This is a genomic window from Agromyces sp. NPDC127015 (genome assembly GCF_042725165.1).
Classification (GTDB): domain Bacteria; phylum Actinomycetota; class Actinomycetes; order Actinomycetales; family Microbacteriaceae; genus Agromyces; species Agromyces chromiiresistens.
In genome coordinates, this window is record NZ_JBHXDI010000005.1 from 520,503 (window position 1) to 545,407 (window position 24,905).

General features: G+C 72.1%; 22 protein-coding genes and 1 tRNA gene. 11 read left to right on the forward strand and 12 right to left on the reverse strand.

The annotated features are described in order from the left end of the window. Nucleotides 1-267 precede the first annotated feature (267 nt). A complete protein-coding gene (gene mgrA, locus ACFWGP_RS17160; protein ID WP_231430628.1) occupies nt 268-1,320 on the forward strand; it encodes an L-glyceraldehyde 3-phosphate reductase in 1,053 nt (350 codons plus the stop codon). Between the two features lie 69 nt (nt 1,321-1,389). On the opposite strand, the gene ACFWGP_RS17165 is transcribed toward mgrA, so the two are convergent. After that, on the reverse strand, nt 1,390-2,304 hold the full coding sequence (locus tag ACFWGP_RS17165; RefSeq protein WP_376931440.1) for a LysR family transcriptional regulator: 915 nt from the start codon (nt 2,302-2,304) through the stop codon (nt 1,390-1,392). An 82-nt stretch (nt 2,305-2,386) separates the two neighbouring features. Between ACFWGP_RS17165 and ACFWGP_RS17170 the strand changes: the two genes are divergently transcribed. Beyond that, nucleotides 2,387-3,313 carry a DMT family transporter gene (locus ACFWGP_RS17170; RefSeq protein WP_231430631.1) on the forward strand — a complete coding sequence of 309 codons (927 nt, stop codon included), beginning with the start codon at nt 2,387-2,389 and terminating at the stop codon, nt 3,311-3,313. 51 nt (nt 3,314-3,364) lie between these two features. Here ACFWGP_RS17170 and ACFWGP_RS17175 read toward each other — a convergent pair whose 3' ends face one another. Together ACFWGP_RS17175 and ACFWGP_RS17180 are read right to left on the reverse strand one after the other, a co-directional pair. Further along, nucleotides 3,365-4,288: an LLM class F420-dependent oxidoreductase gene (locus tag ACFWGP_RS17175; protein ID WP_376931466.1), complete on the reverse strand. Its 924-nt coding sequence runs from the start codon at nt 4,286-4,288 to the stop codon at nt 3,365-3,367. Between the two features lie 5 nt (nt 4,289-4,293). Next, nucleotides 4,294-5,109, reverse strand: coding sequence for an inositol monophosphatase family protein (locus ACFWGP_RS17180; protein WP_231430632.1), 816 nt, complete (start codon nt 5,107-5,109; stop codon nt 4,294-4,296). 118 nt (nt 5,110-5,227) lie between these two features. Here ACFWGP_RS17180 and ACFWGP_RS17185 point away from each other — a divergent pair. Then, nucleotides 5,228-5,303: transfer RNA gene (locus ACFWGP_RS17185), tRNA-Lys, on the forward strand. A gap of 84 nt (nt 5,304-5,387) precedes the next feature. Here ACFWGP_RS17185 and ACFWGP_RS17190 read toward each other — a convergent pair. From ACFWGP_RS17190 to ACFWGP_RS17225, 8 genes are all read right to left on the reverse strand, one after another. Next, nucleotides 5,388-5,579 (reverse strand): hypothetical protein, encoded by a 192-nt coding sequence (locus ACFWGP_RS17190; protein ID WP_231430634.1) that lies wholly within the window; start codon nt 5,577-5,579, stop codon nt 5,388-5,390. A 101-nt stretch (nt 5,580-5,680) separates the two neighbouring features. Beyond that, entirely contained in the window at nt 5,681-6,274 is a 594-nt protein-coding gene (locus ACFWGP_RS17195) for an energy-coupling factor transporter transmembrane component T family protein (protein ID WP_376931441.1), read from the reverse strand. Between the two features lie 11 nt (nt 6,275-6,285). Continuing rightward, nucleotides 6,286-6,966: an energy-coupling factor ABC transporter ATP-binding protein gene (locus ACFWGP_RS17200; protein ID WP_231430637.1), complete on the reverse strand. Its 681-nt coding sequence runs from the start codon at nt 6,964-6,966 to the stop codon at nt 6,286-6,288. Then, the gene (locus ACFWGP_RS17205) at nt 6,963-8,123 is read right to left on the reverse strand and encodes a thiolase family protein (RefSeq protein WP_376931442.1); all 1,161 of its coding nucleotides are present in this window, start codon (nt 8,121-8,123) and stop codon (nt 6,963-6,965) included. Before ACFWGP_RS17205 ends, ACFWGP_RS17200 begins: the two co-directional genes overlap by 4 nt. After that, nucleotides 8,120-9,478 carry a hypothetical protein gene (locus ACFWGP_RS17210; RefSeq protein ID WP_376931443.1) on the reverse strand — a complete coding sequence of 453 codons (1,359 nt, stop codon included), beginning with the start codon at nt 9,476-9,478 and terminating at the stop codon, nt 8,120-8,122. The genes ACFWGP_RS17205 and ACFWGP_RS17210 overlap by 4 nt, the downstream gene beginning before the upstream one ends. Then, nucleotides 9,475-10,164, reverse strand: a complete 690-nt coding sequence (locus ACFWGP_RS17215) for a biotin transporter BioY (protein ID WP_231430641.1) — start codon at nt 10,162-10,164, stop codon at nt 9,475-9,477. The genes ACFWGP_RS17210 and ACFWGP_RS17215 overlap by 4 nt, the downstream gene beginning before the upstream one ends. Before the next feature lie 167 nt (nt 10,165-10,331). Next, nucleotides 10,332-10,793 carry a hypothetical protein gene (locus ACFWGP_RS17220; protein WP_231430642.1) on the reverse strand — a complete coding sequence of 154 codons (462 nt, stop codon included), beginning with the start codon at nt 10,791-10,793 and terminating at the stop codon, nt 10,332-10,334. Between the two features lie 118 nt (nt 10,794-10,911). Further along, complete coding sequence (locus tag ACFWGP_RS17225; RefSeq protein ID WP_231430643.1) at nt 10,912-11,100, reverse strand: hypothetical protein; 189 nt, start codon at nt 11,098-11,100, stop codon at nt 10,912-10,914. 97 nt (nt 11,101-11,197) lie between these two features. Between ACFWGP_RS17225 and ACFWGP_RS17230 the strand changes: the two genes are divergently transcribed. Genes ACFWGP_RS17230 through ACFWGP_RS17240 form a run of 3 tightly spaced genes read left to right on the forward strand, consistent with a single transcriptional unit; the run spans nt 11,198 to nt 16,804 of the window. Beyond that, nucleotides 11,198-11,812 carry a TetR/AcrR family transcriptional regulator gene (locus ACFWGP_RS17230; RefSeq protein WP_231430644.1) on the forward strand — a complete coding sequence of 205 codons (615 nt, stop codon included), beginning with the start codon at nt 11,198-11,200 and terminating at the stop codon, nt 11,810-11,812. 10 nt (nt 11,813-11,822) lie between these two features. Further along, complete coding sequence (locus ACFWGP_RS17235) at nt 11,823-14,702, forward strand: MMPL family transporter (RefSeq protein WP_376931444.1); 2,880 nt, start codon at nt 11,823-11,825, stop codon at nt 14,700-14,702. After that, on the forward strand, nt 14,699-16,804 hold the full coding sequence (locus ACFWGP_RS17240) for a YhgE/Pip family protein (protein ID WP_275505744.1): 2,106 nt from the start codon (nt 14,699-14,701) through the stop codon (nt 16,802-16,804). Before ACFWGP_RS17235 ends, ACFWGP_RS17240 begins: the two co-directional genes overlap by 4 nt. A gap of 102 nt (nt 16,805-16,906) precedes the next feature. Here ACFWGP_RS17240 and ACFWGP_RS17245 read toward each other — a convergent pair whose 3' ends face one another. Further along, entirely contained in the window at nt 16,907-17,305 is a 399-nt protein-coding gene (locus ACFWGP_RS17245; protein WP_231430647.1) for a RidA family protein, read from the reverse strand. Between the two features lie 111 nt (nt 17,306-17,416). Here ACFWGP_RS17245 and ACFWGP_RS17250 point away from each other — a divergent pair, with 111 nt between their 5' ends. The 5 genes from ACFWGP_RS17250 to ilvC all read left to right on the forward strand — a co-directional run bounded on the left by ACFWGP_RS17250 (nt 17,417) and on the right by ilvC (nt 24,823). Next, the gene (locus ACFWGP_RS17250) at nt 17,417-19,663 is read left to right on the forward strand and encodes a bifunctional alpha,alpha-trehalose-phosphate synthase (UDP-forming)/trehalose-phosphatase (protein ID WP_231430648.1); all 2,247 of its coding nucleotides are present in this window, start codon (nt 17,417-17,419) and stop codon (nt 19,661-19,663) included. Nucleotides 19,664-19,672: 9 nt separating this feature from the next. Beyond that, nucleotides 19,673-21,367 (forward strand): dihydroxy-acid dehydratase, encoded by a 1,695-nt coding sequence (gene ilvD / locus ACFWGP_RS17255; protein WP_231430649.1) that lies wholly within the window; start codon nt 19,673-19,675, stop codon nt 21,365-21,367. Between the two features lie 45 nt (nt 21,368-21,412). After that, nucleotides 21,413-23,215 (forward strand): acetolactate synthase large subunit, encoded by a 1,803-nt coding sequence (locus ACFWGP_RS17260; RefSeq protein WP_376931445.1) that lies wholly within the window; start codon nt 21,413-21,415, stop codon nt 23,213-23,215. A 2-nt stretch (nt 23,216-23,217) separates the two neighbouring features. Beyond that, the gene (gene ilvN, locus ACFWGP_RS17265; RefSeq protein WP_231430651.1) at nt 23,218-23,727 is read left to right on the forward strand and encodes an acetolactate synthase small subunit; all 510 of its coding nucleotides are present in this window, start codon (nt 23,218-23,220) and stop codon (nt 23,725-23,727) included. A gap of 67 nt (nt 23,728-23,794) precedes the next feature. Beyond that, nucleotides 23,795-24,823, forward strand: coding sequence for a ketol-acid reductoisomerase (gene ilvC, locus ACFWGP_RS17270; RefSeq protein ID WP_231430652.1), 1,029 nt, complete (start codon nt 23,795-23,797; stop codon nt 24,821-24,823). Nucleotides 24,824-24,905: the final 82 nt, after the last annotated feature.

Here is a 24,905-nt window from a genome sequence, read left to right on the forward strand (position 1 = left end):
TCGGGCTCGGGGCAGTACCAGTTCTCGGGCTGGTGCTCGTCCATCGTCGGATCCTTCGTCGGGGCTGCGCGCGGTGGGGGAGTCGCGTCGCGATGGTTGAAGATCCTGCCAGTCGCGCGGCACGGCGCCATATGGCCGGTGCGGTGAAGTTGTCGGAGCCGATTGTCCATCGTGTCCATGGTGCGACGGATACCGGCAACGGAATACGGCTCGAGGGGGGCCGGGCCGCGCACGGCCCGTGTCGGTGAGTCTGGCTAGCATGACTGCATGCCGTACATCGCCGATGCCGCCAGATACGACCGTATGCCACACCGCCGCACCGGTCGGTCCGGGTTGCAGCTGCCGCTGCTCTCGCTCGGGCTCTGGCAGAACTTCGGCGACGATCGGCCGCTCGAGTCGCAGCGGGCGATCGTGCGCCGGGCATTCGACCTCGGCATCACGCACTTCGACCTCGCGAACAACTACGGCCCGCCGTACGGCGCCGCCGAAGAGAACTTCGGTCGTATCCTCGCGAGCGACCTCGCCCCCTACCGAGACGAGATCGTCGTCTCGACGAAGGCCGGGTGGGACATGTGGCCGGGGCCGCACGGCGTGGGGGGCAGCCGCAAGTACCTGGTCGCGAGCCTCGACCGCTCGCTCACCGCGCTCGGCCTCGACCACGTCGACATCTTCTACCACCACCGCCCCGACCCCGGCACGCCGCTCGAAGAGACGGCGGCCGCCCTCGACCACATCGTGCGGCAGGGCAAGGCGCTGTACGTCGGCATCTCGTCGTACTCGGCCGAGCAGAGCCGTGAGATGGCGCGCCTGCTCGCCGAGCGCGGCACGCCGCTCACGATCCACCAGCCGTCGTACTCCATGCTGAACCGCTGGATCGAGACCGAGGGCCTCCTCGACGCGGCGGCCGACGACGGCTTCGGCGTCATCGGCTTCACCGCGCTCGCGCAGGGCCTCCTGACCGGCAAGTACCTCGGCGGCATCCCGGCCGATTCGCGCGCGGCGGCCGACGGGTCGCTCGACCGTTCGATGCTCTCCGACGAGACCCTCGAGCGCATCCGCGGGCTCGCCGCGATCGCGGAGCGCCGCGGGCAGTCGCTCGCGCAGCTCGCGCTCGCCTGGGCGCTCCGCGACGAGCGGGTGACGAGCCTCGTCGTCGGGGCGTCGAGCGTGCGGCAGCTCGAAGAGAACGTCGCGGCGGTCGACCGCCGCGACTTCACCGCCGACGAGCTCACCGAGATCGACCGGTTCGCCGGCGACGCCGGCATCGACCTCTGGGCCGACGCCCGGGGCGGCGGGCCGCTGCCCGAGCTGCGACCCTGATCGCACGCGTCGAACGATCCGGATGCCTCGTGGCCGGCCACGAGGCATCCGAGGGGGCCGGCGCCGCGGTCAGTCGCGCCGGGCCGTCGCCCTCAGCAGCTCGGCGGCGCGCAGCACCGCCGGGTGGGTGCGCATCGACCGTTTCACCCGCATCATGATGCGGCGCCGTGCGGCCGTGTCGGCGATGGGCCGCAGTTCGACGCCGTCGGGCAGTCCGATCGCGCCGAGGCGGGGCAGCACGGTGATGCCGACGCCCTGCTCGACGTAGTCGAAGGCACTCGTGTAATCGGGCGCGTGCAGGCGGTACTGCGGTGCGAACCCGAGTGCCGCACACGCCGAGAGCACGATCTCGCGGCACGGCCCGTGCGCGTCGTCGTTGTCGATCCACGGCTCGCGCTCGAGTTCGACGAGTCCGATCGACTCTCGCGCGGCGAGCCGGTGTCCCGAGGGCACCACGACGACGTAGCCCTCGGTGCGCAGCTCTTCCAGGTCGTAGCCGTCGGGCGAGCCGTCGGCCACCGCCGGGTCGCGGTCGCCGCGGATCGACTCGGCGATGTAGAGCTCGAGGTCGGGCTCGCCTGAGAGCTGTCCGGCTCGTTCGACCATCGAGAGCTCGAGCCGGAGGTCGGGGTAGGTGCGGGCGAGCTCGGCCACGACGGGCGGCATCCATGCGCGATTCGCCGACATGAAGCAGCTGATGCGCATCGTGCCGCTGCGACCCGCCCGTAGGTCGTCGACCGCGCCATCGAAGTCCGCGAGGTGATCGAGCACGCGACCGGCGCGATCGGCGACCGCGACACCGGCCGAGGTCGGCACGATGCCGCGACCGCGGCGCTCGACGAGGGTCAGGCCGGTCTCCCGCTGCAGGGCGCTGACGTGCTGGCTCACGGCCGACGCGGTGTAGCCGAGTCGGGCCGCCGCGCGGTTGATCGAGCCCGTGAGCACGACGGTGCGGAAGACCTGGAGCCGGTGCGGATCGACCATGATCACAATCGTACAGTTCTGCTTAATCGAACCCAAGGATCGTTCGCTTGTGCTGAGATGATCCGATCGTCAGGCTGGGGGAATGCGAACCGCCGCCCCGAGCCTCCAGCCGCCAGCCGTGACCGCGTCGACACCCTCGCCGGGGTGGAAGGTGCTGACGGCGATGCTCGTCGTCCTGGTGCTCTGGGCCTCGGCGTTCATCGCCATCCGCTTCGTCGGCGACGCGCTCTCGCCGGGCCCCCTCGCGCTGGGCCGGCAACTCGTCGGCACCGCGGCACTGGTCGCCGTCGCCCTCGTTCGCCGGCCGCCGTTGCCGCGCGGACGCTCGCTCGCACTCGTGGCCCTGTACGGCGTGCTCTGGTTCGCCGGCTACACCCTCGTGTTGAACCTCGCCGAGCGGCATCTCGACGCCGGCACCGCCGCGATGCTCGTGAACGTCGCACCCCTCATCGTCGCGGTCGCGGCCGGCGTGTTCCTCAAGGAGGGCTTCCCGCGCTCGCTCGTGGTCGGCATGCTCGTCGCCTTCGCGGGCGTCGTGCTCATCGCGACCGGCGGCGTCGGCAATCACGCCGATCCGCTGGGCGTCGTCCTCGGCCTCCTGGCCGCGCTGCTCTACGCGCTCGGCGTGCTCGTGCAGAAGGTCGCCCTGCGCGACACCGACGCGCTGAGCGCGACGTGGGTGGGCTGCGCGATCGGCGCCGCCGCCCTGCTGCCCTTCCTGCCGCAGACCGTCGTCGAGGTCGGCGCCGCGCCCGCGCCCGCGGTCTGGGCGATGGTGTACCTCGGGGTGTTCCCGTCGGCGGTCGCGTTCCTGCTCTGGGCGTACGTGCTCAAGCGCAGTCCGGCCGGCGTCACCGCCTCGGCGACGCTCGCCGTCCCCGCGATCGTCGTGCTGCTCGGCTGGCTGCTGCTCGGCGAGCTGCCGACCGTCCTCGGCATGGTGGGCGGCGCGCTCTGCCTCATCGGCGTGGCGTGGAGCCGCAGGCCGTCACGGCCGGCCCGTCGATGAGCGAGCGGATGCCTCGTGGCCGGCGCCGGCCGCGAGGCATCCGTCGCGGGGTCAGCGAAGCGCGGGGAGCACATCGGCCGCGATGAGCTCGAGATGGTCGAGGTCGCGCAGGTCGACGAGCTGCAGGTAGACGCGGTCGGCGCCGAGCTCGCGCAGCCGCTCGAGCTTCTCGACCGCGGCCGCCGGCGTTCCGGCGATGTTGACCTCGGCGAAGTCGTCGGGGTCCTCGTCGATCGCGGCGAGGCGGCGCAGGTAGTCGGCGTCGTGCTCCGCGACGACCGTCGGCAGTGCGACGGACGTGCGCATCGTCGCGGGGTCGCGGCCGATCGCCTCGCAGGCTCGGCGCACGCGCTCGAAGGCGGCGGCGATCTCGTCCTCCGAGCGGAAGCCGAGGTTGAACTCGGTCGCGAACCGCGCCGCGAGCTCGGGGGTGCGCTTCAGCCCGGCGCCGCCGATGACGACCGGCACGCGGGACTGCACGGGCTTCGGGAGCGCCGGTGCGCCGGCGAGCGTATAGTGCTCGCCGGCGAAGTCGAAGGCCTCGCCCACCGGCGTCGCCCAGAGGCCCGTGACGATGTCGAGCTGCTCCTCGAGCAGGTCGAAGCGCTTCGGCGGGAACGGGATGCCGTAGGCGGTGTGCTCCTCGGCGAACCATCCGGTGCCGAGGCCGAACTCGGCACGGCCGCCCGACATCGCGTCGACCTGGGCCACCTGGATCGCGAGCAGCGACGGGTGGCGGAACGTCGCCGACGAGACGAGGGTGCCGAGCCTGATGCGCTCGGTCTCACGGGCGAGGCCCGCGAGGGTCACCCACGCGTCGGTCGGGCCGGGCAGCGGGTCGCCGTCGCCCATGCGCAGGAAGTGGTCGGAACGGAACCAGCCGTCGAAGCCGAGGCGCTCGGCGGCCTGCGCCTGGGCGAGCTGCTCGTCGTAGCTCGCGCCCTGCTGCGGTTCGGTGAAGACGACGAACTCCATGCCGGTCACGCCCGCTCGCCGAGCGCCTCGAGCACCGTCTCGTGCAACCGGCCGTTCGTCGCGAGCGCCGAGCCGTGCCACGGGCCGGGCTCGCCGGTGATCGAGGTGAATCGCCCGCCCGCCTCCTCGACGATCGGCACGAGCGCGGCGAGGTCGTAGGGCTTCACGTCGAACTCGCCGGTCACGTCGATGAGCCCCTCGGCGAGCAGCATGTACGACCACAGGTCGCCGTAGGCGCGATCGCGCCAGACCCGTTCGGCGAGGGCGAGCAGGCGGTCGAGGTAGCCGGCCTCGCGCCACTGGGCGATGCTCTGGAAGCTCAGCGAGGCATCGGCGAGGTCGGCCACCTGCGACACGGCGATGCGGCGCGGGGTCGCGCCCGAGGCATCCGTCGTGAACGCGCCGGCGCCGCGCGCCGCCCACCAGCGCCGGCCCAGCGCGGGGGAGGAGGCGACGCCGACGACGGGCACGCCGTCGATCGCGAGCGAGATGAGCGCGCCCCACACCGGGACGCCGCGCATGAAGTTCGACGTACCGTCGATCGGGTCGATGATCCACTGACGCGTCGTGTCGCCCGACGTGCCGAACTCCTCGCCGAGGATGCCGTCGGCGGGGCGCGCCTCGGCGAGCCGATCGCGAATCGCCCGTTCGACGGCGAGGTCGGCCTCGGTCACGAACGTGCGGTCGGGCTTCGTCGACACGGCGAGGTCGACGGCGCGGAACTTCGCGATCGCGACGGCGTCGGCGAGGTCGGCGAGCTCGAGGGCGAGTTCGAGGTCGTCGGCGAGGTCGAGGGCGGTGGTTTCGGCGTGGTCGGTCACGCGATTCAGGCTATCGGGCGCGGGTGAACACGCCGTGCCGTGCTCGATTGGCGCAGCGGCGAACGACCTGATAACGTTGACGCTCGGTTCGGTTGTTGAAAAACAGCCCCGAATCGATGCACCTCTAGCTCAATCGGCAGAGCAACTGACTCTTAATCAGTGGGTTCAGGGTTCAAGTCCCTGGGGGTGCACCAAGAGAAGCCCGGAACGCACGCGAATCGCGTGGTTCCGGGCTTCTTCCGTGTGCGGTCGTGCGGCGCGCACCTCTCGCGAGGACGTCAGGGCATCATGCCGCCGCGCATCTGCCGCATCGACTTCTCGCGCTCGACGTCGACCGAGTTCGCGACGTCCGTGCCGCCGGGCGCGGGTCGGCTGGAGCGGCCGGCCTTGCGGCGACGCGTGTACATCCACTGGCCGACCGCCCAGACGGCGATCAGCACCCCGATCGCGAGCCAGAAGGACCAATCCATCACGCACCTCCGCGAGGGTTTCCGACGAGTGACCCTCAATGTACCCCCGATGGTGGACGACGCGGCGGCGGGCGCGACGCGAGCGCGCCGAGGCGTGCGTCTCAGTCGTCGAAGCCGCGGGCGATGAGCGCCTCGCCGAGATGGTCGGCCGTGCGCAGCGCGCGCACGATGACGGGCACCGCGAGCGCCATGACCGAACCCTCCGCCCCTCGGGCCTTCCTCGCCTCGAGCACCTCGCGAACGATGTCGGCGAGCAGGGGCACGCAGCGGATCGCGAGCGCGAGGGCGAGGCCGACTCGGTCGGCGTCGACCCATCGGTGCAGCGGGCGCAAGAGCAGCTGCATGGCATCGAGGGTCGCGGAGACTGGCGTCGTGAGCGTGTAGAGCGCGGCGAGCGCAACGGCGATCACGAGCCGGAACGCCATCGTGGCCGCCGACTCCCAGCCGGAGAACAGCCACTGCACGGGCACGGCGAACGCGAGCACCCAGAGGATGGGGACGATCTGCCGCCAGGCGGCGCGCGCCGGAAGGCGCGCGACGAGGAACAGCACGATGGTCGCCGCAGCGGCGGCGCCCAGGACGACGAGCGAACTCTGCACCGCGACGACGGTCACGAGCACGGCGAGCAGCCCGAGCTTCAGGAGCGCGGGCGCCCGGTGCACGAGCGAGTCGCCGGGGTGGAAGACGCCGATCACGATTCCGCCGCTCAGCCGATCAGGGACCGGTAGGCCGCGAGCGCACCGGCGGGCTCGTCGTCGGCGACGACGCGGCCCGACTCCATGACGATCACCCGGTCGAAGTCCTCGAGCAGCTCGAGCTGGTGGCTCACGACGACGAGCCGCTGGTCGAGCGCGCGGAAGTGGTCGGCGACGAGCCGGGCGTTGCGCGCGTCGAGCAGTGTGGTCGGCTCGTCGGCGACGACGATCGCCGGGTCGGCGACGAGCACCGACGCGAGGGCGAGCAGCTGCTTCTGCCCGCCCGAGAGGCGGTGCGCCGGTCGATCGGCGAGGCCCATGAGCCCGAAGCGTTCGAGCGTCGCCTCGACGCGCGCCGCGGCATCCTCGGCCGGCAGCCGATGGCGGCGCAGGGTGAATGCGACGTCTTCGCGGACCGTGGGCATGACGATCTGGTTGTCGGCGTTCGTGAACACGAAGCCGACCCGGCGGCGCACGTCGCGACCGCGTCGCGCGACGTCGAGGTCGTCGACGATCACCCGACCCGTCTTCGGCGTCACGAGGCCGTTGATCATGCGGGCGAGGGTCGACTTGCCCGAGCCGTTCGCGCCGACGATGCCGACCCGTCGTTCGTCGATGACGAGCGAGACGTCGTCGACGATCGGCTCGGCGCCGAAGTCGTGCGAGACGCGGTCGAAGACGATCCCGCTCATGCGACGCGCTCCACGATCATCGCGATGCCCTGGCCGCCGCCGATCGAGCACGCGGCGAGGCCCGGGCGGTCGTCGTCGGCGGAGAGCATGCGCGCGGCGAGCCGCACGAGCAGCACGGCGCCCGAGGCACCCCACGGATGTCCGATCGCGATGGCACCGCCCTCGGCGTTGACGATCTCCTCGTCGAGCTCGAGGGCATCGGTCACGGCGAGGAGCTGCGCGGCGAACGCCTCGGTGATCTCGACGAAGCCGAGGTCGGCCGGGGCGAGGCCCGCCCGGCCCAGGGCGGCCTGCGCGGCCGGCGCGGCGCCGAGCCCGGGCAGGGCGGGGTCGCCCGCGGCGACGGCGGCCGCGCGGACGCGGAGCGCGGGCAGCCCGAGTTCGCGCGCGAGTTCCGGCGTGGTCACGGCCATCGCCGCTGCGCCGTCGGAGAAGCCGCAGGAGTTGCCGGCCGTGACGGTGCCGGCACCGGCGGCATCGCTCGAGTCCGCCGGGTCCGACACGAAGGCGGGCGCGAATCGTGCGAGCGTCTCGAGACTCAGCCGGCGCGGCCGGTCGTCGCGGACGACCCCGTCGACGGCGACGAGCTCGGCATCGAAGCCGCCCGAGCGGTGGGTGGCGAGCGCGAGACGGTGCGAGCGCTCGGCCCAGGCGTCCTGGCGTGTGCGGGAGATGCCGGCGACGGCGGCGAGCCGGTCGGCGGCGGGACCCATGTCGGGGTCGGGCAGCCCGGGCGGGGCGAACGGTGCACGGTCGTACCGGGCACCCGTGTCGCGCCAGCTGCGAACCGGCGCCGTCGACGCCGACTCGGCGCCGCCGGCGACGAGCAGCCGGCCGTCGCCCGCCCGCACGCGGGCCGCCGCCTGCATGACCGCGTCGAGACCCGAGCCGCACTGCCGGTCGACGGTCACACCGGGAACGCCGACGCCGAGACCGGCGCGGAGCGCGGCGACGCGGGCGAGGTCGCCGCCGGGGCCCATGCAGTTGCCGAGCACGACGTCGTCGATCGGCACCTCGGCCGGCGCGACCCGCGCGGCCACGGCCGCGAGCACGGGCGCGGCGAGCGCATCGACCGAGTGGCCGGCGAAGCCGCGGCCGGCCGTGCCGATGGGCGTACGGCGGCCGGCGACGAGGACGGGGGTCGAGGCGGCGGTCATACGGGTCCTCCCGTCGGTGGTGCGGCGTTCGTCGGTGCGGCGTTCGTCGGTGCGGCGCCTGCTGCGACGGCGCGGATCGCGGCGTGGCGGCGGGCTGCGGCCCGGTGCTCGCCGTCGAGCCCGCCGGCGGCGAGCGCCGACCGGAGCGCGCCGCGGGCGACCTTGCCCGAGTCGGTGCGCGGCAGCGGGGCGAAGAACCAGCGGCGCGGCAGTTCGGCGACCTCGAGGCGCGCCCTCGCCTCCGCGACGATCTCGTCGCGGAGGTCGGTCGCGTCGCGGGGGTCCGCGGCCTCGTCGTCGCCGCCGAATGCGTCGCGATCGGTCGCGCGGACGCGCTCGTCGAGCTCGACGATCGCGACCACGCGCTCGCCGAGCAGCTCGTTCGGTTCGCCCACGACGGCCGCCGCGGCGACGCCCGGGAGGCCGGCGAGCACGCCCTCGATCCGTTCTGCGATCACGGTGGCACCGGCTGTCGTGATCGCCGCATCGCCGCGTCCGAGGATCGTGAGGGTGCCGTCGGCGCCCAGTTCGGCGAGGTCGCCGACGGTGGCGAAACCGGCGGCGTCGCGGCGCAGCATCCCGCCGACCGCGTCGATCGCGAGATAGGGCGACCGCACCCAGAGCTCACGACCGCCGGCGGCCTCGCGCAGCTCGATCTCGGCACCCGGGAACGCAACGAGCCCCTCGCCGTGCCCGGCCGCGACGAACGAGAGCTCGGCCGCACCGTAGTACTCCGTGAGCCGGAGGCGCGCACGGGCGGTGTGCCGCACCCGCTCGGGGAGCGCGGCGCCCGCGACCACGGCGGCACGGGCGTCGAGACCGCCGTCGAGGAGCCGGGCCAGCCTCGTCGGCGTCGCGTGCACGACCGTCGCATCGCGAACGGAGTCGCCGACGACCGCGCCCGCCCACAGCGCGTGCAGCGCCGCGTAGAGGTGCATCGAGACGTGCAGCGGCCCGGTCACGGCCACGCGGTCGCCGGCCTCGATGCCGGCGAGCTGCGCCAGCGGCGCAGCCGACTCGAGCCAAGATGCCTCGGTGCGGGCCACGACCGTGGGCGCGGTGCCCGACGAGCCCGAGGTGCGCAGCGCGATCGCGGTGGCCGCAGGCAGCAGGTCGTCGAGGCGCCGTGCCTCGTCGGACGACCCGCCGACGAGGACGGGCCGACCGCGCTCGAGGGCCGCCAGCACGGTCGTGATGAGCTCGACCGGTGCCGTGCCGACGGGGCAGGGCACCAACCCGGTGCCGCCGGGCAGGCGGGCCGCGGCGACCGCCGCGGCGAGCTCGCCCACGCGCACGACGTCGCCGCCGAACGCGAGGGCGGGCGCACCGGGCGAACCCCGCAGCCACTCGCTCACGCGGCGTCGACCGCCCCGGCGTCGAGCGCGGCGCGGCGCGCCCACGGCCACGAACGAGGCTCGATGAGGCCCGGCCAGGCGCGGTGCACGCCCTTCGCGACGAGCACCGTGATGACGACCTTCAGCGCATCGCCGGGCAGGAACAGCAGCGAGCCGGCGGCGGCGACGCCGATCGGGGTGCCCGTCATCGCCGCGAGGACGGGGATGCCGACGGCGTAGATCGCGACGATGCCGCCGAGCGCCGTCCAGAGCAGTGCGGGCACGACGCGGTAGCGGGGGAGCAGGCGCGCGGTCGCCCAGCCGATCACCACGACCCCGACGAGCCACCCGATCAGGTAGCCGACCGACGGGCCGACGAAGACGCCGAGCCCGCCGCGGCCGCCGGAGAGGAGCGGGAGTCCCGCGGCGACGAGGGCGATGAGCAGCAGCACCGAGAGGAAGCCCTTGCGTGCACCGAGGATGGCGCCCGCGAGCATGACGCCGAGCGTCTGGAACGTGATCGGCACCGCGGTGCCGCCGAGGTAGATCGCGCCGGGCAGGCCGAGCGCGGCGATGAGGCCGGTGAAGACCGCGATCTGCGCGAGGTCGCGTGCGGTGTGGCGCCGCGTCGGCGCGTCGACGACGTCGGTCTCCGAACCGCTCGTCGGGCCGGCGGTGGGCGGGGTGCTGCTCGGTGCGGTGCTCATCGGGATCCCCTCTCAAGGCGTGCGGGCGGAGTGCCCGTGAATCACGCTATGAGGGCGGGGAGGGGTCGCGTCGCCCCAGCCGTACAAGAATCGGAGGTCGATTTTGGAAGCGCACGGTGGGGGTCTCGAGGCGCGCCGGCGCTCGCTCGTCACCCCGCTCGACGGGGTCAGGCGGCGGCGCGAGCCTCGAGCTCGGTGAGCGGACCGAACGGCCGCACGTCGGCTTCGAGGGCGGATGCGTCGGCGTCGGCGTCGATCGAACCGGAGGTCTCGACGGGGTCGGCCCAGACGATGAGCGGCGCGGGCTCCCAGCCGAGCGCCATCGACTCTTCGCCTGCGGGAACCACGACCGCGACCGAGTCGCGCTCGTCGAGGATCGCACGGGTGAGCTCGGCGGCGATCTGGTGCGTCAGCATCGCGTGGAAGATGCGGTCGGTGTCGCCGTCGCTGCGGCGCACGAGCGACCAGCCGCCGCCCGGGCCGATGAACTCGGAGAGGCGGGCGTTCAGCAGTTCGAAGATGTGCTCGCCGCGCAGGTCGGCCGCGGTGGGGCGCGGCGCGGGAGCGGGAGCGGCAGCGTGTGCGGAGGCCTGGGCGGCAAGCCGAGCGCGTCGCCAACGGCGGAACATCGGTGGCCCCTCTCGTCGTGTTGCAGCGGGTACTGCGATATTCGGGTCGTTCGCTCCAGTTTCGGGCACGGCGGAGCGGATTCCGCAAGACACGCCGCAGAGCGGCGGCTGCGACCGGCTATTCGCCGAGCTCGGGTCGCTTCGTCTCTTCGGCCACCGTGCCGATCGCGATCGCGAGGCTCGCGGCCCACGAGATCCAGAGCAGCAGCAGTCGCCAGTCGCGCGGACCCGACGCGGTGGCCTTGATCACGGTGATGCCGCTGACGGCTGCTGAGATCACGGCTCCGCTGAAGAGGTACTTGCGCATGGCGCCACGCTACCGCGCCACCCGCCCGTGCTGGGAGTCATCCGTGAATCTGACCGATCGTGCAGGATCTGACCGATCGGTCAAGTACCGTCGGAGCATGCCCACCGATGCGACCGCACCTCCGCGCGCCCGCGCGAGCGACGAGTTGCTGCACGCCGCCCTCGAGCAGTTCGCCACCGTCGGCTTCGCCGGCACGTCGCTGCAGCAGATCGCCGACCACGCCGGCTACTCGAAGTCGAGCGTGCTCTACCACTACGCCTCGAAGGAGGCGCTGCTCGAGGCCGGCATCGCGCCCGCGATCGAGCGGCTCGAGGTGCTCGTCGCCGAGTTCGCCGAGGGGCGCCGCTCCGATGCGGCGCGCGGCGCGTTCATCGGCCGGTTCGTCGACCTGCTGCTCGGGGAGCGCCTCGCCGTGCACCTCTTCGTGAGCCAGGGGCACTCGCTCGGCGACATCCCGATCGTGAAGCGCGGCAACGCCGCGATCCGCGTCCTCGCCGACGCGATCTGCTCGGGAGCCTCGCTCGCCGAGCAGATGCGCTTCGGCGTCGCGCTCGCCGGGGCCACCTACGCCCTCGTCGCCGGGGCGACGTTCTTCGACGACGACGAGATGAGCGAGCTCATGAACACCCACTCCGACGACGAGGTGCGCACGGCCCTCGTCGACGTGCTCACCGAACTGCTGATCCCGGCCGACGGCCGGCCGACCCGTTAAGGCACCGCCCATGGCTCTGCTCCTCCATCGCATCGGGCGATTCGCCTACCGCCGCGCCTGGCTCGTCATCGTCGCGTGGGTCGTCGCGCTCGGCGCCGTCCTCGGCACCGGCGTCGCGCTCGGCGGCCAGCTGCAGGACTCGTTCGCCATCCCCGGCACCGAGTCGCAGCAGGCGATCGACCAGCTCGCCGCCGTCTTCCCGCAGACCGCTGGGGCGTCGGCGAAGGCCGTCGTCGAGGCCCCTGAAGGGGAGTCGGTCGAATCGGCGCAGTACCAGGGCGCCATCGAGGACATGGAATCCGCCCTCGAGGACGTCGACGGCATCGCGAGCGTGCTCGGACCCTTCGACGAGTACGCGGGCGACCAGGTCTCGGGCGACGAGCGCACCGCGTACATCCAGATCACGTTCGACGGACAGGTCACCGACGTGACCCCCGAGACCCTCGACGAGGTCACCGCGACGGGCGACATCGGCACCGACGCGGGGCTCGAGGTGGCCTTCGGCGGCGACGTCTTCCAGGAGACGAGCTTCGGCCTCACGATCACCGAGGTGTTCGGCGTGCTGTTCGCCGCCGTCGTGCTGATCATCACCTTCGGGTCGCTGCTGGCCGCGGGGATGCCGCTGCTCACCGCACTCGTGGGCGTCGGCACCGCCGTCGGCGGCATCACGATCGTCGCGGCGTTCGCGACGGTCTCGTCGACCGCGCCCATGCTCGCCGTCATGATCGGGCTCGCGGTCGGCATCGACTACGCCCTGTTCATCCTCTCGCGGCACCGCAACCAGCTCGCCCGCGGACAGGACCCGGAGGAGAGCGCGGCCGAGGCCGTCGCGACCGCGGGCGGCGCCGTCGTCTTCGCCGGACTCACGGTGATCATCGCGCTCCTCGGACTCCTCGTCGTCGGCATCCCGTTCCTCAGCGTCATGGGCGTCGGCGCCGCGTTCGCCGTCTTCATCGCGGTGGCCGGTGCGGTCACGCTCCTGCCGGCGCTGCTCGGGGTCTTCGGGCGCAAGCTCACGCCGAAGCCCGGCAGCCGTGCGCACCGTCGGGCGAACGCCGCCGACGAGGGCGGCGAGCGCACGATGGGCCGCCGCTGGGTCGACCTCGTGCTCAAGGCGCCCGTCGTCTTCGTCGTCGCCGTGGTCGGCCTGCTCGGCCTGGCCGCGGTGCCGGCGCTCAGCCTGGACCTCAACCTGCCGAACGGCTCGGGCGAGGCCGGATCGACCCAGCGCGAGGCCTACGAGATGATCGACGACGGCTTCGGCCCCGGGTACAACGGCCCCCTCATCGTCACGGTCGACATCACGCAGACGACCGACATCTTCGACGACCTCGACGCGATCGGCGCCCGCATCGCCGAACTCGACGACGTCGCCTACGTCGGCGACGGCTTGCCGAACGAGACGGTCGACACGGCGATCATCCAGGTCATCCCCGAGTCGGCGCCCGACTCGCCCGAGACGAAAGAGCTCGTCGCCTCGATCCGCGACCTCGCCCCGTCGATCGAGCGGGACTACGGCACTCCGATCGCGGTGACCGGCTTCACCGCGGTCGCGATCGACATCTCGAACCGGCTCGCCGACGCCCTCGTGCCGTTCGCCCTCATCGTCGTCGGACTCTCGGTGGTGCTCCTGCTCATGGTGTTCCGCTCGGTGTTCGTGCCGATCAAGGCCGCACTCGGCTTCCTCCTGTCGGCGTTCGGCGCCATCGGCGCGACGGTCGCGATCTTCCAGTGGGGATGGTTCGCCGACCTGCTGCACGTCGAGCCCGGCCCGATCCTGAGCTTCCTCCCCATCCTGCTCATGGCCGTGCTGTTCGGCCTCGCGATGGACTACGAGGTGTTCCTCGTGTCGGGCATGCGCGAGGAGTTCGTGAAGACGAAGGAGCCGCGCACGTCGATCGTGCACGGGTTCCAGCACGCCGCACGCGTCGTCACGGCTGCCGCGCTCATCATGTTCTTCGTCTTCTTCGCGTTCGTGCCCGAGGGGTCCGGCGTCATCAAGGGCATCGCGTTCGCCCTCGCGATCGGCGTGGCCTTCGACGCCTTCCTCGTGCGCATGACCCTCGTGCCCGCCGCGATGGCGCTCGCCGGGACGTCGGCGTGGTGGCTGCCGAAGTGGCTCGCCCGCATCCTCCCCGACGTCGACATCGAGGGCGAGGGCCTGCGCGCCCACCTCGAGCAGGCCGAGTGGGCGGCGGCGCGACCGGCGGCCGTCAACCTCGACGAAGCGGTCTTCGGGCTGCCCGAGCGGCCGATCGGGCCGCTCGCGGTCGAGGTCCCGACCGGCGGCGTGCTCGTCGTGCGCGGCGAGGCCGTCGACCGCCGTGTCGTCGCCGCGTCGCTCGCGGGCCGGCTCGCACCGGTCTCGGGCCGGGTCGCGGTGCAGGGCACACCCCTGCCGACCGGCGCGGGGCGGGTCATGCGGCAGGTCGCCATGGCCGAGGTCGCCTCCGACGCTCCGACCGGCTCGACCGTCGGCGAGCTCATCGCCGCCCGCCTCGACGCGACCCGTCCGTGGTACCGGCTCGCCCCGTCGAGCTCGCTCGTCCGCGAGTGGGCCGACCGTGCCGCGACCGCGCTCGGCGTCGACCGGACTCGGCTCGGCGTCGACACCCCGCTGTCGGCGCTCGGTGCCGAAGCCCGCACCGTCGTCGCCGTGGCGGCGGCGCTCGCCGAGCGTCCCGGAGTCGTCGTCGTCGACATCGACGACGATCCGGGCGACGCGAGCGACGAGCTCTGGGCCGCGCTCGGCCGGCTCCTGCCCGCGCAGGTCACCCTCATCGTCGGGCTCGGTGCCGGGTCGTGCACGCCCGACGCGACGCCCGAGCTCGCAGCCCGAGGCATCCGATTCATCGAACCCGTTTCACGCTCCCTGGAGGCACAGCGATGAGCTCCCGACTCGCCCGCCTGTTCGGCTCGACCCCCGCCCAGCGCCGCGTGCGCTACGGCGTGCTCGTCGCCGCCGTGATCGCCGTCCCCCTCGCCGTCACCGGGCTCGTCTCGGGCGCGCTCGGCGGCGCCGACGACAATCTCGAGCAGATCCCCGCCGTCGTCGTCAACAACGACGAGATGGTCACGATGACCCTGCCCGACGGCACCGAGCAGCCCGTGCTCGCCGGCCGCCAGCTCGTGACCGAGCTCACCGGGCCCGACACCGCAGGGTTCGAGTGGACGATCTCGAACGACGACGAGGCCGCCGACAAGCTCGCCTCGGGCGAGGCGTACGCCGTGCTCACCATCCCCTCCGACTTCTCGGAGTCGGTCACGTCGATCTCGGGGGAGTCGCCGACCCGTGCGAACCTCGACATCCGCACCGACGACGCGCACGGCTACCTCACCGGCTCGGTCGCCCAGTCGGTGGGCGACGCCATGTCGACCGCCTTCGGTCGCGAACTCACGACCCAGTACCTCGAGGGCTTCTACGGCAACCTCGCCACCATGGGAGGCTCGCTCGGCGACGCCGCCGACGGCGCCGCGCAGCTCTCGAGCGGTGCGGGCTCGCTCTCGAACGGCATCGGCCAGCTCGCCGACGGCGTCGCGCAGTCGGCCGCCGGCGCCTCGGATGCCGCGGACGGAGCATCGGCGTACGCCGGTGGGGTCGCCCAGTACACGCAGGGCGTCGACGGCATCGCGAGCGGCCTCTCGAGCTACTCGAGCGGTGTCGCCCAGTACACCCAGGGCGTCGACGGCATCGCGAGCGGGCTCTCACAGCTCGAGCAGAACACCGACCAGCTGGGCCAGCTCGGCGACGGCGTCGTGGCGTACACCGGCGGCGTCACGGCGCTCTCGGACAACTATGCCGCGCTCGAACCCGGCCTCCTCGCCCTGATCGACCAGACCATCTCGACCGCGACCGGCGGAGCCGCCGACTGCACTACGAAGCCGCTGCCGACAGAGCTCACCTCCCTCTGCGAGATGCGTGCGGGCGTCGTCGGCGTCGGCGACGGCGCCGAAACCCTCTCGACGGAAGGTGCACCGCTCGCCGCCGGCGGGGCCGGGCTGCCGGCGCTGCAGGAGGGCATCGGCGGGCTCTCCACCGGCGCCGCGAAGCTCTCGGCCGGCTCGGCCGGGCTTCGCGACGGCGCTGCGGGACTCGCATCGGGCGCGCAGCAGCTCTCGGCCGGATCCGCGGGGCTGAGCGACGGCGCGAACGGCCTCGCCTCGGGCATCGGCGAGCTCGCCGGCGGGCTCGGCCAGCTCGAGTCGGGCGCCGACGGCGCCGCCGACGGCGCCACGAAGCTCGCGACCGGCGCCGACTCCCTCGCCGACGGCCTCGCCTCGGGCGCGAAGGAGGCGCAGAAGCTCGGCGACATCGACGCGGCGAAGACCGCCGACGTCGTCGCAGAACCGGTGAGCGTCGACACGTCGCGCGAGAACGAGATCGCTTCGACGAGCGAGGTCATCGGCATGCTGTTCGTGCCGATCGGGCTCTGGCTCGGCGCGATGGCGCTCTTCCTCGTGTTCCGGCCGTTCGGCCGCGAAGCGCTGCGCAGCACGGCCTCGACCGGCGGGCTCGTCTGGCGCTCCCTCGCGCGCGCCGGGCTCATCGCGCTCGCGCAGGCGGTCGCCGTCGTGCTCCTGCTGCACGGCGCATTGGGCGTCGCATGGAGCCTGCTGCCGCAGACCCTCGCGTTCTCGGCTCTGCTCGCGCTCGCCTTCACGGCGCTGCACGCGTTCTTCACGGCGTGGCTCGGCCGGGCCGGACTGCTCGTCTCGCTCGTGCTCGTCGCGCTGCAGTTGACGTCGACGGGCGGGCTCGTGCCGATCGAGGTGCTGAGCGGGCCGTACCAGGCGATCAGCCCGTTCCTGCCGCTCACGTGGGCGGTGCAGGGCATGCAGACGATCGTGTCGGGTGCGGGCGGGGGAGCCGTCGCGGGCGCGGCCGGCGTGATCGCGCTGTTCGGCGTGATCGGGGTCGTCGGCACCGCGATCGTGGTCGGCCGACGCCGAGGCATCCGCTCGATCGGATTCGCGGCCGCAGCGCTCGGCTGAGCGAACCCGCCGCCGGTCGAGTCGGCGCGCCGGGAGGGTATCGGGGCACCTGCGGTGGTGGTCTCGCTACGCTCCTCGGGCGCTACTCGACCGGCGGTGGAATCAGGCGGGCAGCGCAGCGATCGCGCTCACCTCGATGAGCGCGCCCGGCACCCCGAGGCCCGCGACCGTCGCCGCGGTGACGAGGGGCGGCGCGCCGCCCGTGGCGAGGCGCGGCGCGATCGCACCGTAGGCGGCGCGCAGATCGGCGCCGTCGGCGATGAGCACGGTCCACTGCACGACGTCGGCGAGCGACGCACCCGCCGCGGCGAGGGCGACGGCCGCATTGTCGATGGTGCGCACGGCCTGCTCGGCGATGTCGCCCGAGACGACCGAGCCCGTCTCGTCGACGCCGTTCTGGCCGCCGAGGTAGACGGTCGTCGCGCCGGCGGGAACGATCGCGACGTGGCTGAACGCCGGGCTCACGACGAGCCCGTCTGGCTGGAGGCGTTGGATGTCCATGACCCGATGCTGGCAGGAACCCCCGACATCGGGGTGCGCGTCGACCCGACCGTCCGGCGCATGCGGGGGCGCTGTTAGCCTGAGGACAGCGCGAGGAGGGACATCCGCTCTATGAACGCCCCCGAACCATCACGCGACGACCTGTACGTCGATGCCGCCTACGACATGATCGTGGTCTCGAACCGGTTGCCCGTCGACTACCAGGCGGGGCCCGACGGCGAGACGCAGTGGAAGAGCTCGCCCGGCGGGCTCGTCACCGCCCTCGAGCCGGTCATGCGCACCGCCGACGGCGCCTGGATCGGGTGGGCCGGCGTGGCCGACCGCGAGTTCGAGCCGTTCGAGCACGACGGCATCTCCATCATCCCGGTGCCGCTCAGCGAGTCGGAGCTCGAGGAGTACTACGAGGGGTTCTCGAACGACACGCTCTGGCCGCTCTACCACGACGTGATCGCGCCGCCGTCGTACCACCGCGAGTGGTGGGACGCGTACGTGCGCGTCAACCGGCGCTTCGCCGAGGCGGCCGCCAGGGCCGCGTCGCCGGGCGCCGTCGTCTGGGTGCAGGACTACCAGCTGCAGCTCGTGCCGCGCATGCTGCGCGAGAGCCGGCCCGACCTCGTGATCGGCTTCTTCAACCACATCCCGTTCCCGGCGTACGGCATCTACTCGCAGCTGCCGTGGCGCCGCCAGGTCGTCCACGGACTGCTCGGGGCCGACGTCATCGGCTTCCAGCGCGCTGCCGACGCCGGCAACTTCACGCGGGCGGTGCGGCGGCTCTTCGGCTTCGCGACGCGCGGCAGCGTCATCGACGTGCCCGATGACTCGGGCGAGGTGCGGCACGTCGTCGCCAGGCAGTTCCCCATCTCGATCGACTCGGCCGGCTTCGAGGAGATCGCCCGCCGGCCCGAGGTGCAGGCCCGGGCCCGCGAGATCCGCGCGAGCCTCGGCGATCCCGAGACGATCATGCTCGGGGTCGACCGGCTCGACTACACGAAGGGCATCCGGCATCGGCTGAAGGCGTTCGGCGAGCTGCTGCGCGACGGACGCCTCTCGGTGCAGCAGGCCACGCTCGTGCAGGTCGCGAGTCCGTCGCGCGAGCGCGTCGAGACGTACCGGCAGCTCCGCGACGAGATCGAGCTCATGGTGGGCCGCCTGAACGGCGACTACTCGACGCTCGGCCACCAGGCGATCGCGTACCTGCACCACGGCTACCCGCGCGAGGAGATGGTGGCGCTCTACCTCGCCGCCGACGTCATGCTCGTGACGGCGCTGCGCGACGGCATGAACCTCGTCGCGAAGGAGTACGTCGCGTGCCGATTCGACGAAGACGGGGTCCTGCTGCTCAGCGAGTTCACCGGCGCGAGCGATGAGCTGCGCCAGGCCGTGCTCGTCAACCCGCACGACATCGAGGGCGTGAAGGACGCGATGGTCGAGGCGGTGTCGATGCCCAAGCGGGAGCGCACGCGGCGCATGCGGGCGCTCCGACGGCGCGTCCGCGACAACGACGTCGCGAACTGGTCGGCCTCGTTCCTGAAGACCCTCACGGGGGCCGGCATCATCGCCCCGGGCGTACCCGAGCCGCTCGAGGCGGCCGTCCGTCGCGTCGCCGGCGCCGAGCGGCTGCTCGTGGCACTCGACTTCGACGGCACCCTCGCGCCGCTCGTCGACCGTCCTGAAGACGCGAGGGCGACCGGACGCGCCCGCGCCGCCGTCGAGCGGCTCGCGGCGGCCGACGACACCCGTGTCGCGATCGTCTCGGGCCGTGCGCTCGAGAGCCTGCGCGAGGTCGCCGACCCGCCGCACGGCGCCCTGCTGAGCGGTTCGCACGGCGTCGAACTGCAGCTCGACGGGGGAGCGGTGACGATGGAGCTGCGCGACGGCGAGCTCGCCGATCTCGAGGAGCTCACCCGCATCCTCGACGAGATCGCCGCGGGCGATGCGGCGGCGTGGGTCGAGTGGAAGCCGGCGGGACTCGCGCTGCACACGCGCAAGGTGCCCGCGGCCACGGCCAGCGAGCTGCAGCGCGCCGCGCGCGAGCGGGTCGCCGCCGAGCTGCCCGACCTCACGATGCGGGCCGGCAAGGGGGTCATCGAGTTCTCGGTGCGGCCGAGCGACAAGGGCGAGGCGCTCATGCGGCTCCGCCAGCATGCGGGCGCGAGTGCGGTCGTCTACGTCGGCGACGACGTCACCGACGAAGACGCCTTCGCCACCCTCGAGGGCGATGACGTCGGGGTGAAGGTCGGCCAGGGGCGCTCGCTCGCGACGCACCGGGTGCGCAGCCCCGAGGATGTCGCGCTCCTGCTCGAGCGCCTCGCCGACGAGCGTGACATCTCGCGCGGGGCCCCATCGCGCTGGCCATAGACTCGATGCATGTCGGAGTTCGATCCCAAACCGCGTAGTCGTACCGTCACCGATGGCATCGAGGCCATGACGAGCCGGGGCATGCTCCGCGCCGTCGGCATGGGCGATGCCGACTGGGACAAGCCGCAGATCGGCATCGCGAGCTCGTGGAACGAGATCACCCCCTGCAACCTCTCGCTCGGCCGCCTCGCGCAGGCCGCGAAGGAGGGCGTGCACGGCGGCGGCGGCTACCCGCTGCAGTTCGGCACCGTCTCGGTCTCCGACGGCATCTCGATGGGGCACGAGGGCATGCACTTCTCGCTCGTCTCGCGCGAGGTCATCGCCGACTCGGTCGAGGTCGTCATGCAGGCCGAGCGCCTCGACGGCTCGGTGCTGCTCGCCGGCTGCGACAAGTCGATCCCCGGCATGCTCATGGCGGCCGCCCGCCTCGACCTCGCGAGCGTCTTCCTCTACGCCGGCTCGATCGCGCCCGGTTGGGTGCGCCTCTCCGACGGCACCGAGAAGGACATCACGATCATCGACTCGTTCGAGGCGGTCGGCGCGGTCAAGGCCGGCACCATGAGCGAGGCCGATGCGAAGCGCATCGAGTGCGCCTTCGCGCCCGGCGAGGGCGCCTGCGGCGGCATGTACACCGCGAACACGATGGCGTCGGTCGCCGAGGCGCTCGGGCTCTCGCTGCCCGGCTCCGCCTCGCCGGCGTCGGCCGACCGCCGCCGCGACTACTACGCGCACCGCTCCGGCGAGGCCGTCGTCAACCTCCTCAACAAGGGCATCACCGCCCGCCAGATCCTCACCAAGAAGGCCTTCGAGAACGCCATCGCCGTCGGCATGGCGCTCGGCGGCTCGACGAACATCGTGCTGCACCTGCTCGCGATCGCCCGCGAGGCCGAGGTCGATCTCACCCTCGACGACTTCAACCGCATCGGCTCGAAGGTGCCGCACATCGGCGACCTCAAGCCGTTCGGCAAGTACGTCATGAACGACGTCGACCGCCGCGGCGGCGTGCCCGTGCTCATGAAGGCGCTGCTCGACGCGGGCCTCCTGCACGGCGACGTGCTCACCGTCACCGGCAAGACCATGGCCGAGAACCTCGCCGAGCTCGACCTGCCGCCGCTCGACGGCGAGGTGCTGCACACCCTCGACGACCCGATCCACGAGACCGGCGGCCTCACCATCCTTCACGGTACGCTCGCGCCCGAGGGCGCGGTCGTGAAGACCGCCGGCTTCGACGCGGCCGTGTTCGAGGGCCCTGCGCGCGTGTTCGAGCGCGAGCGCGGCGCGATGGATGCGCTCACGAACGGCGAGATCAAGCACGGCGACGTCGTCGTGATCCGCTACGAGGGGCCGAAGGGCGGCCCCGGCATGCGCGAGATGCTCGCGATCACCGCGGCCATCAAGGGCGCAGGGCTCGGAAAAGATGTACTACTCTTGACGGACGGTCGATTCTCAGGCGGCACAACCGGCCTGTGCATCGGCCATCTGGCACCCGAAGCAGTCGACGCAGGTCCGATTGCTTTCGTGCGCGATGGTGATCTGATTCGGGTCGATATCGCAGCCCGGTCCATCGACCTACTTGTCGACGAGGCCGAGCTGGCTGCCCGCCGTGAGGGCTGGGCTCCGCTTCCTCCGCGCTACACCCGAGGCGTTCTCGCGAAGTACTCCAAGCTCGTGCGCTCCGCTGCCGAAGGCGCGACGACGGGCTGAGTGCTGCGCACCCTTCGCAATCACCGTCCACCAGATAGGAACCGCATGCCCACGGAATCGTCCCCCGTGCCGACGCCTGCGGCCGTGCCGTCCGCTGCACCCGTGGAGATCACGGGTGCCGAGGCGGTCGTCCGTTCGCTCGAACTGCTCGGCGTCACCGACGTCTTCGGACTCCCGGGCGGGGCCATCCTGCCCGTCTACGACCCGCTCTTCGAGAGCAAGAAGCTCCGCCACATCCTCGTCCGTCACGAGCAGGGCGGCGGCCACGCCGCCCAGGGCTACGCGTCGTCGAGCGGCCGGCTCGGCGTCACGATCGCCACGTCGGGGCCCGGCGCGACGAACCTCGTCACCGCCATCGCCGACGCGCACATGGACTCGGTGCCGCTGCTCGCGATCACCGGCCAGGTGTTCTCGACGCTCATGGGCACCGACGCCTTCCAGGAGGCCGACATCGTCGGCATCACGATGCCGATCACGAAGCACTCCTTCCTCGTGAAGAAGGCGGAGGACATCCCCGCCACGATCGCCGCGGCCGTGCACATCGCCACGACGGGCCGGCCCGGCCCCGTGCTCGTCGACATCACGAAGGACGCCCAGCAGGCGAAGTTCCCCTTCCGATGGCCGCCGAAGGTCGAACTGCCCGGCTACCGCCCGATCACGAAGGCGCACGGCAAGCAGGTCACCGCCGCAGCCCAGCTGATCGCGGCGGCCAGGCGCCCGGTGCTCTACGTCGGCGGCGGCGTCATCCGCGCCCGCGCCTCCGAAGAGCTGCTCGCGCTCGCCGAGACGACGAAGGCCCCGGTCGTCACGACGCTCATGGCCCGCGGCGCCTTCCCCGACTCGCACCCGCAGCACCTCGGCATGCCCGGCATGCACGGCACCGTGCCCGCGGTGCTCGCGCTGCAGGAGTCCGACCTCATCGTCGCCCTCGGTGCGCGCTTCGACGACCGGGTCACCGGCAAGGCCGCGCTGTTCGCCCCCGATGCGAAGGTCGTGCACGTCGACATCGACCCCGCCGAGATCTCCAAGATCCGCACGGCCGACGTGCCGATCGTGGGCGACCTGAAAGAGGTGCTCGTCGACCTCGGCGCCGCCTACCGCGACGCGATCCGCGCGACGACGCCCGACCTCGACGAGTGGTGGGCGACGCTCGACGGGCTCCGCAACGAGTACCCGCTCGGCTACTCCGAGCCGAGCGACGGACTGCTCGCCCCGCAGTACGTGATCGAGCGCATCGGCGAGCTCACCGGCCCCGAGGGCGTCTACGCCGCGGGCGTCGGCCAGCACCAGATGTGGGCGGCCCAGTTCATCAAGTACGAGCGCCCCAACTCGTGGCTCAACTCCGGCGGCGCCGGCACGATGGGCTACGCGGTGCCCGCGGCGATGGGAGCGAAGGTCGCGCAGCCCGACCGCGACGTCTGGGCGATCGACGGCGACGGCTGCTTCCAGATGACGAACCAGGAGCTCGCGACGTGCGCCCTGAACGACATCCCCATCAAGGTCGCGGTCATCAACAACTCCTCGCTCGGCATGGTGCGCCAGTGGCAGACCCTGTTCTACGACGGCCGGTACTCGAACACCGACCTCAACACGGGGCACGACACCGTTCGCATCCCCGACTTCGTGAAGCTCGCCGAGGCGTACGGCGCCCTCGGCATCCGCGTCACGAAGAAAGAGGAGGTCGACGACGCGATCAAGCTCGCCCTCGAGACGAACGACCGCCCGGTCGTGATCGACTTCGTCGTCTCCGCCGACGCGATGGTGTGGCCGATGGTGCCGCAGGGCGTGTCGAACAGCTACATCCAGTACGCCCGCGATCACGCGCCGGCCTTCAGCGAGGAGGACTGACCATGTCGACCCACGTGCTCTCACTCCTCGTCGAGGACAAGCCCGGCCTCCTGACCCGCGTCGCGGGCCTCTTCGCACGCCGCGGCTTCAACATCGAGTCGCTCGCGGTCGGCCACTCCGAGATCGACGGCCTCAGCCGCATCACGGTCGTCGTCGACGTCGAGGACCTGCCGCTCGAGCAGGTGACGAAGCAGCTCAACAAGCTCGTCAACGTCATCAAGATCGTCGAGCTCGACCCCGCCCAGTCGGTGCAGCGCGAGCACCTGCTGATCAAGGTGCGCGTCGACAACACGACCCGCTCGCAGGTGCTCGAGGCGGTCAACCTCTTCCGCGCCCGCGTCGTCGACGTCTCGACCGACGCACTCGTGATCGAGGTCACCGGCGACTCGGGCAAGACCCAGGCGCTGCTCAAGGTGCTCGAGCCCTACGGCATCAAGGAGATCGCCCAGTCGGGTCTCCTCGCGATCGGCCGTGGCGGCAAGAGCATCACCGAACGCGTCTTCAAGAACTGAGCGCGGATGCCGCGGCACGGCGCCGAGGCATCCGTCATGAACACCCACACCAAGGAGAAGAACAGCAATGGCTGAGATGTATTACGACCAGGACGCCGACCTCTCGATCGTCCAGGGCAAGAAGGTCGCCGTCATCGGCTACGGCTCGCAGGGCCACGCGCACGCGCAGAACCTGCGCGACTCGGGCGTCGAGGTCGTCATCGGCCTCAAGGAGGGCTCGAAGTCGATCCAGAAGGCCGAAGAGGCCGGCTTCGAGGTCAAGAGCGTCGCGGATGCCGCGGCGTGGGCCGACGTCGTCGTCATCCTCGCCCCCGACCAGTACCAGCGCCACATCTACGCGGAGTCGGTGCGCGACAACCTCGTCGAGGGCAACGCGCTCGTCTTCGGTCACGGCTTCAACATCCGCTTCGGCTACATCGAGGCGCCCGCGGGCGTCGACGTGATCCTCGTCGCGCCGAAGGCGCCCGGTCACACCGTGCGCCGCGAGTTCGTCGCCGGCCGAGGCATCCCCGACATCATCGCCGTCGAGCAGGACGCGACCGGCACCGCCTGGGAGCTCGCGAAGTCGTACGCCAAGGGCATCGGCGGCACCCGCGCCGGCGTCATCAAGACCACCTTCACCGAAGAGACCGAGACCGACCTGTTCGGCGAGCAGGCCGTGCTCTGCGGCGGCACCTCGCAGCTCGTGCAGTACGGCTTCGAGACCCTCGTCGAGGCCGGCTACCAGCCCGAGATCGCCTACTTCGAGGTGCTGCACGAGCTCAAGCTCATCGTCGACCTCATGTGGGAGGGCGGCATCGCCAAGCAGCGCTGGTCGGTCTCCGACACGGCGGAGTACGGCGACTACGTGTCGGGCCCCCGCGTCATCGACCCGTCGGTCAAGGAGAACATGAAGGCGGTGCTCGCCGACATCCAGGACGGCACCTTCGCGAAGCGCTTCATCGCCGACCAGGACAACGGGCAGAAGGAGTTCCTCGAGCTCCGCGCCAAGGGCGAGCAGCACCCGATCGAGACGACCGGCCGCGAGCTGCGCAAGCTCTTCGCGTGGAACTCGTCGGACGACGACGACTACGTCGACGGCGAGGTCGCTCGCTGACCCACCCCGCCGGTTGAGGAGCGCCGGGCGAAGCCCGACGCGTCTCGGAACCCACACGGCCCGTCCAGGAATTCCCTCCTGG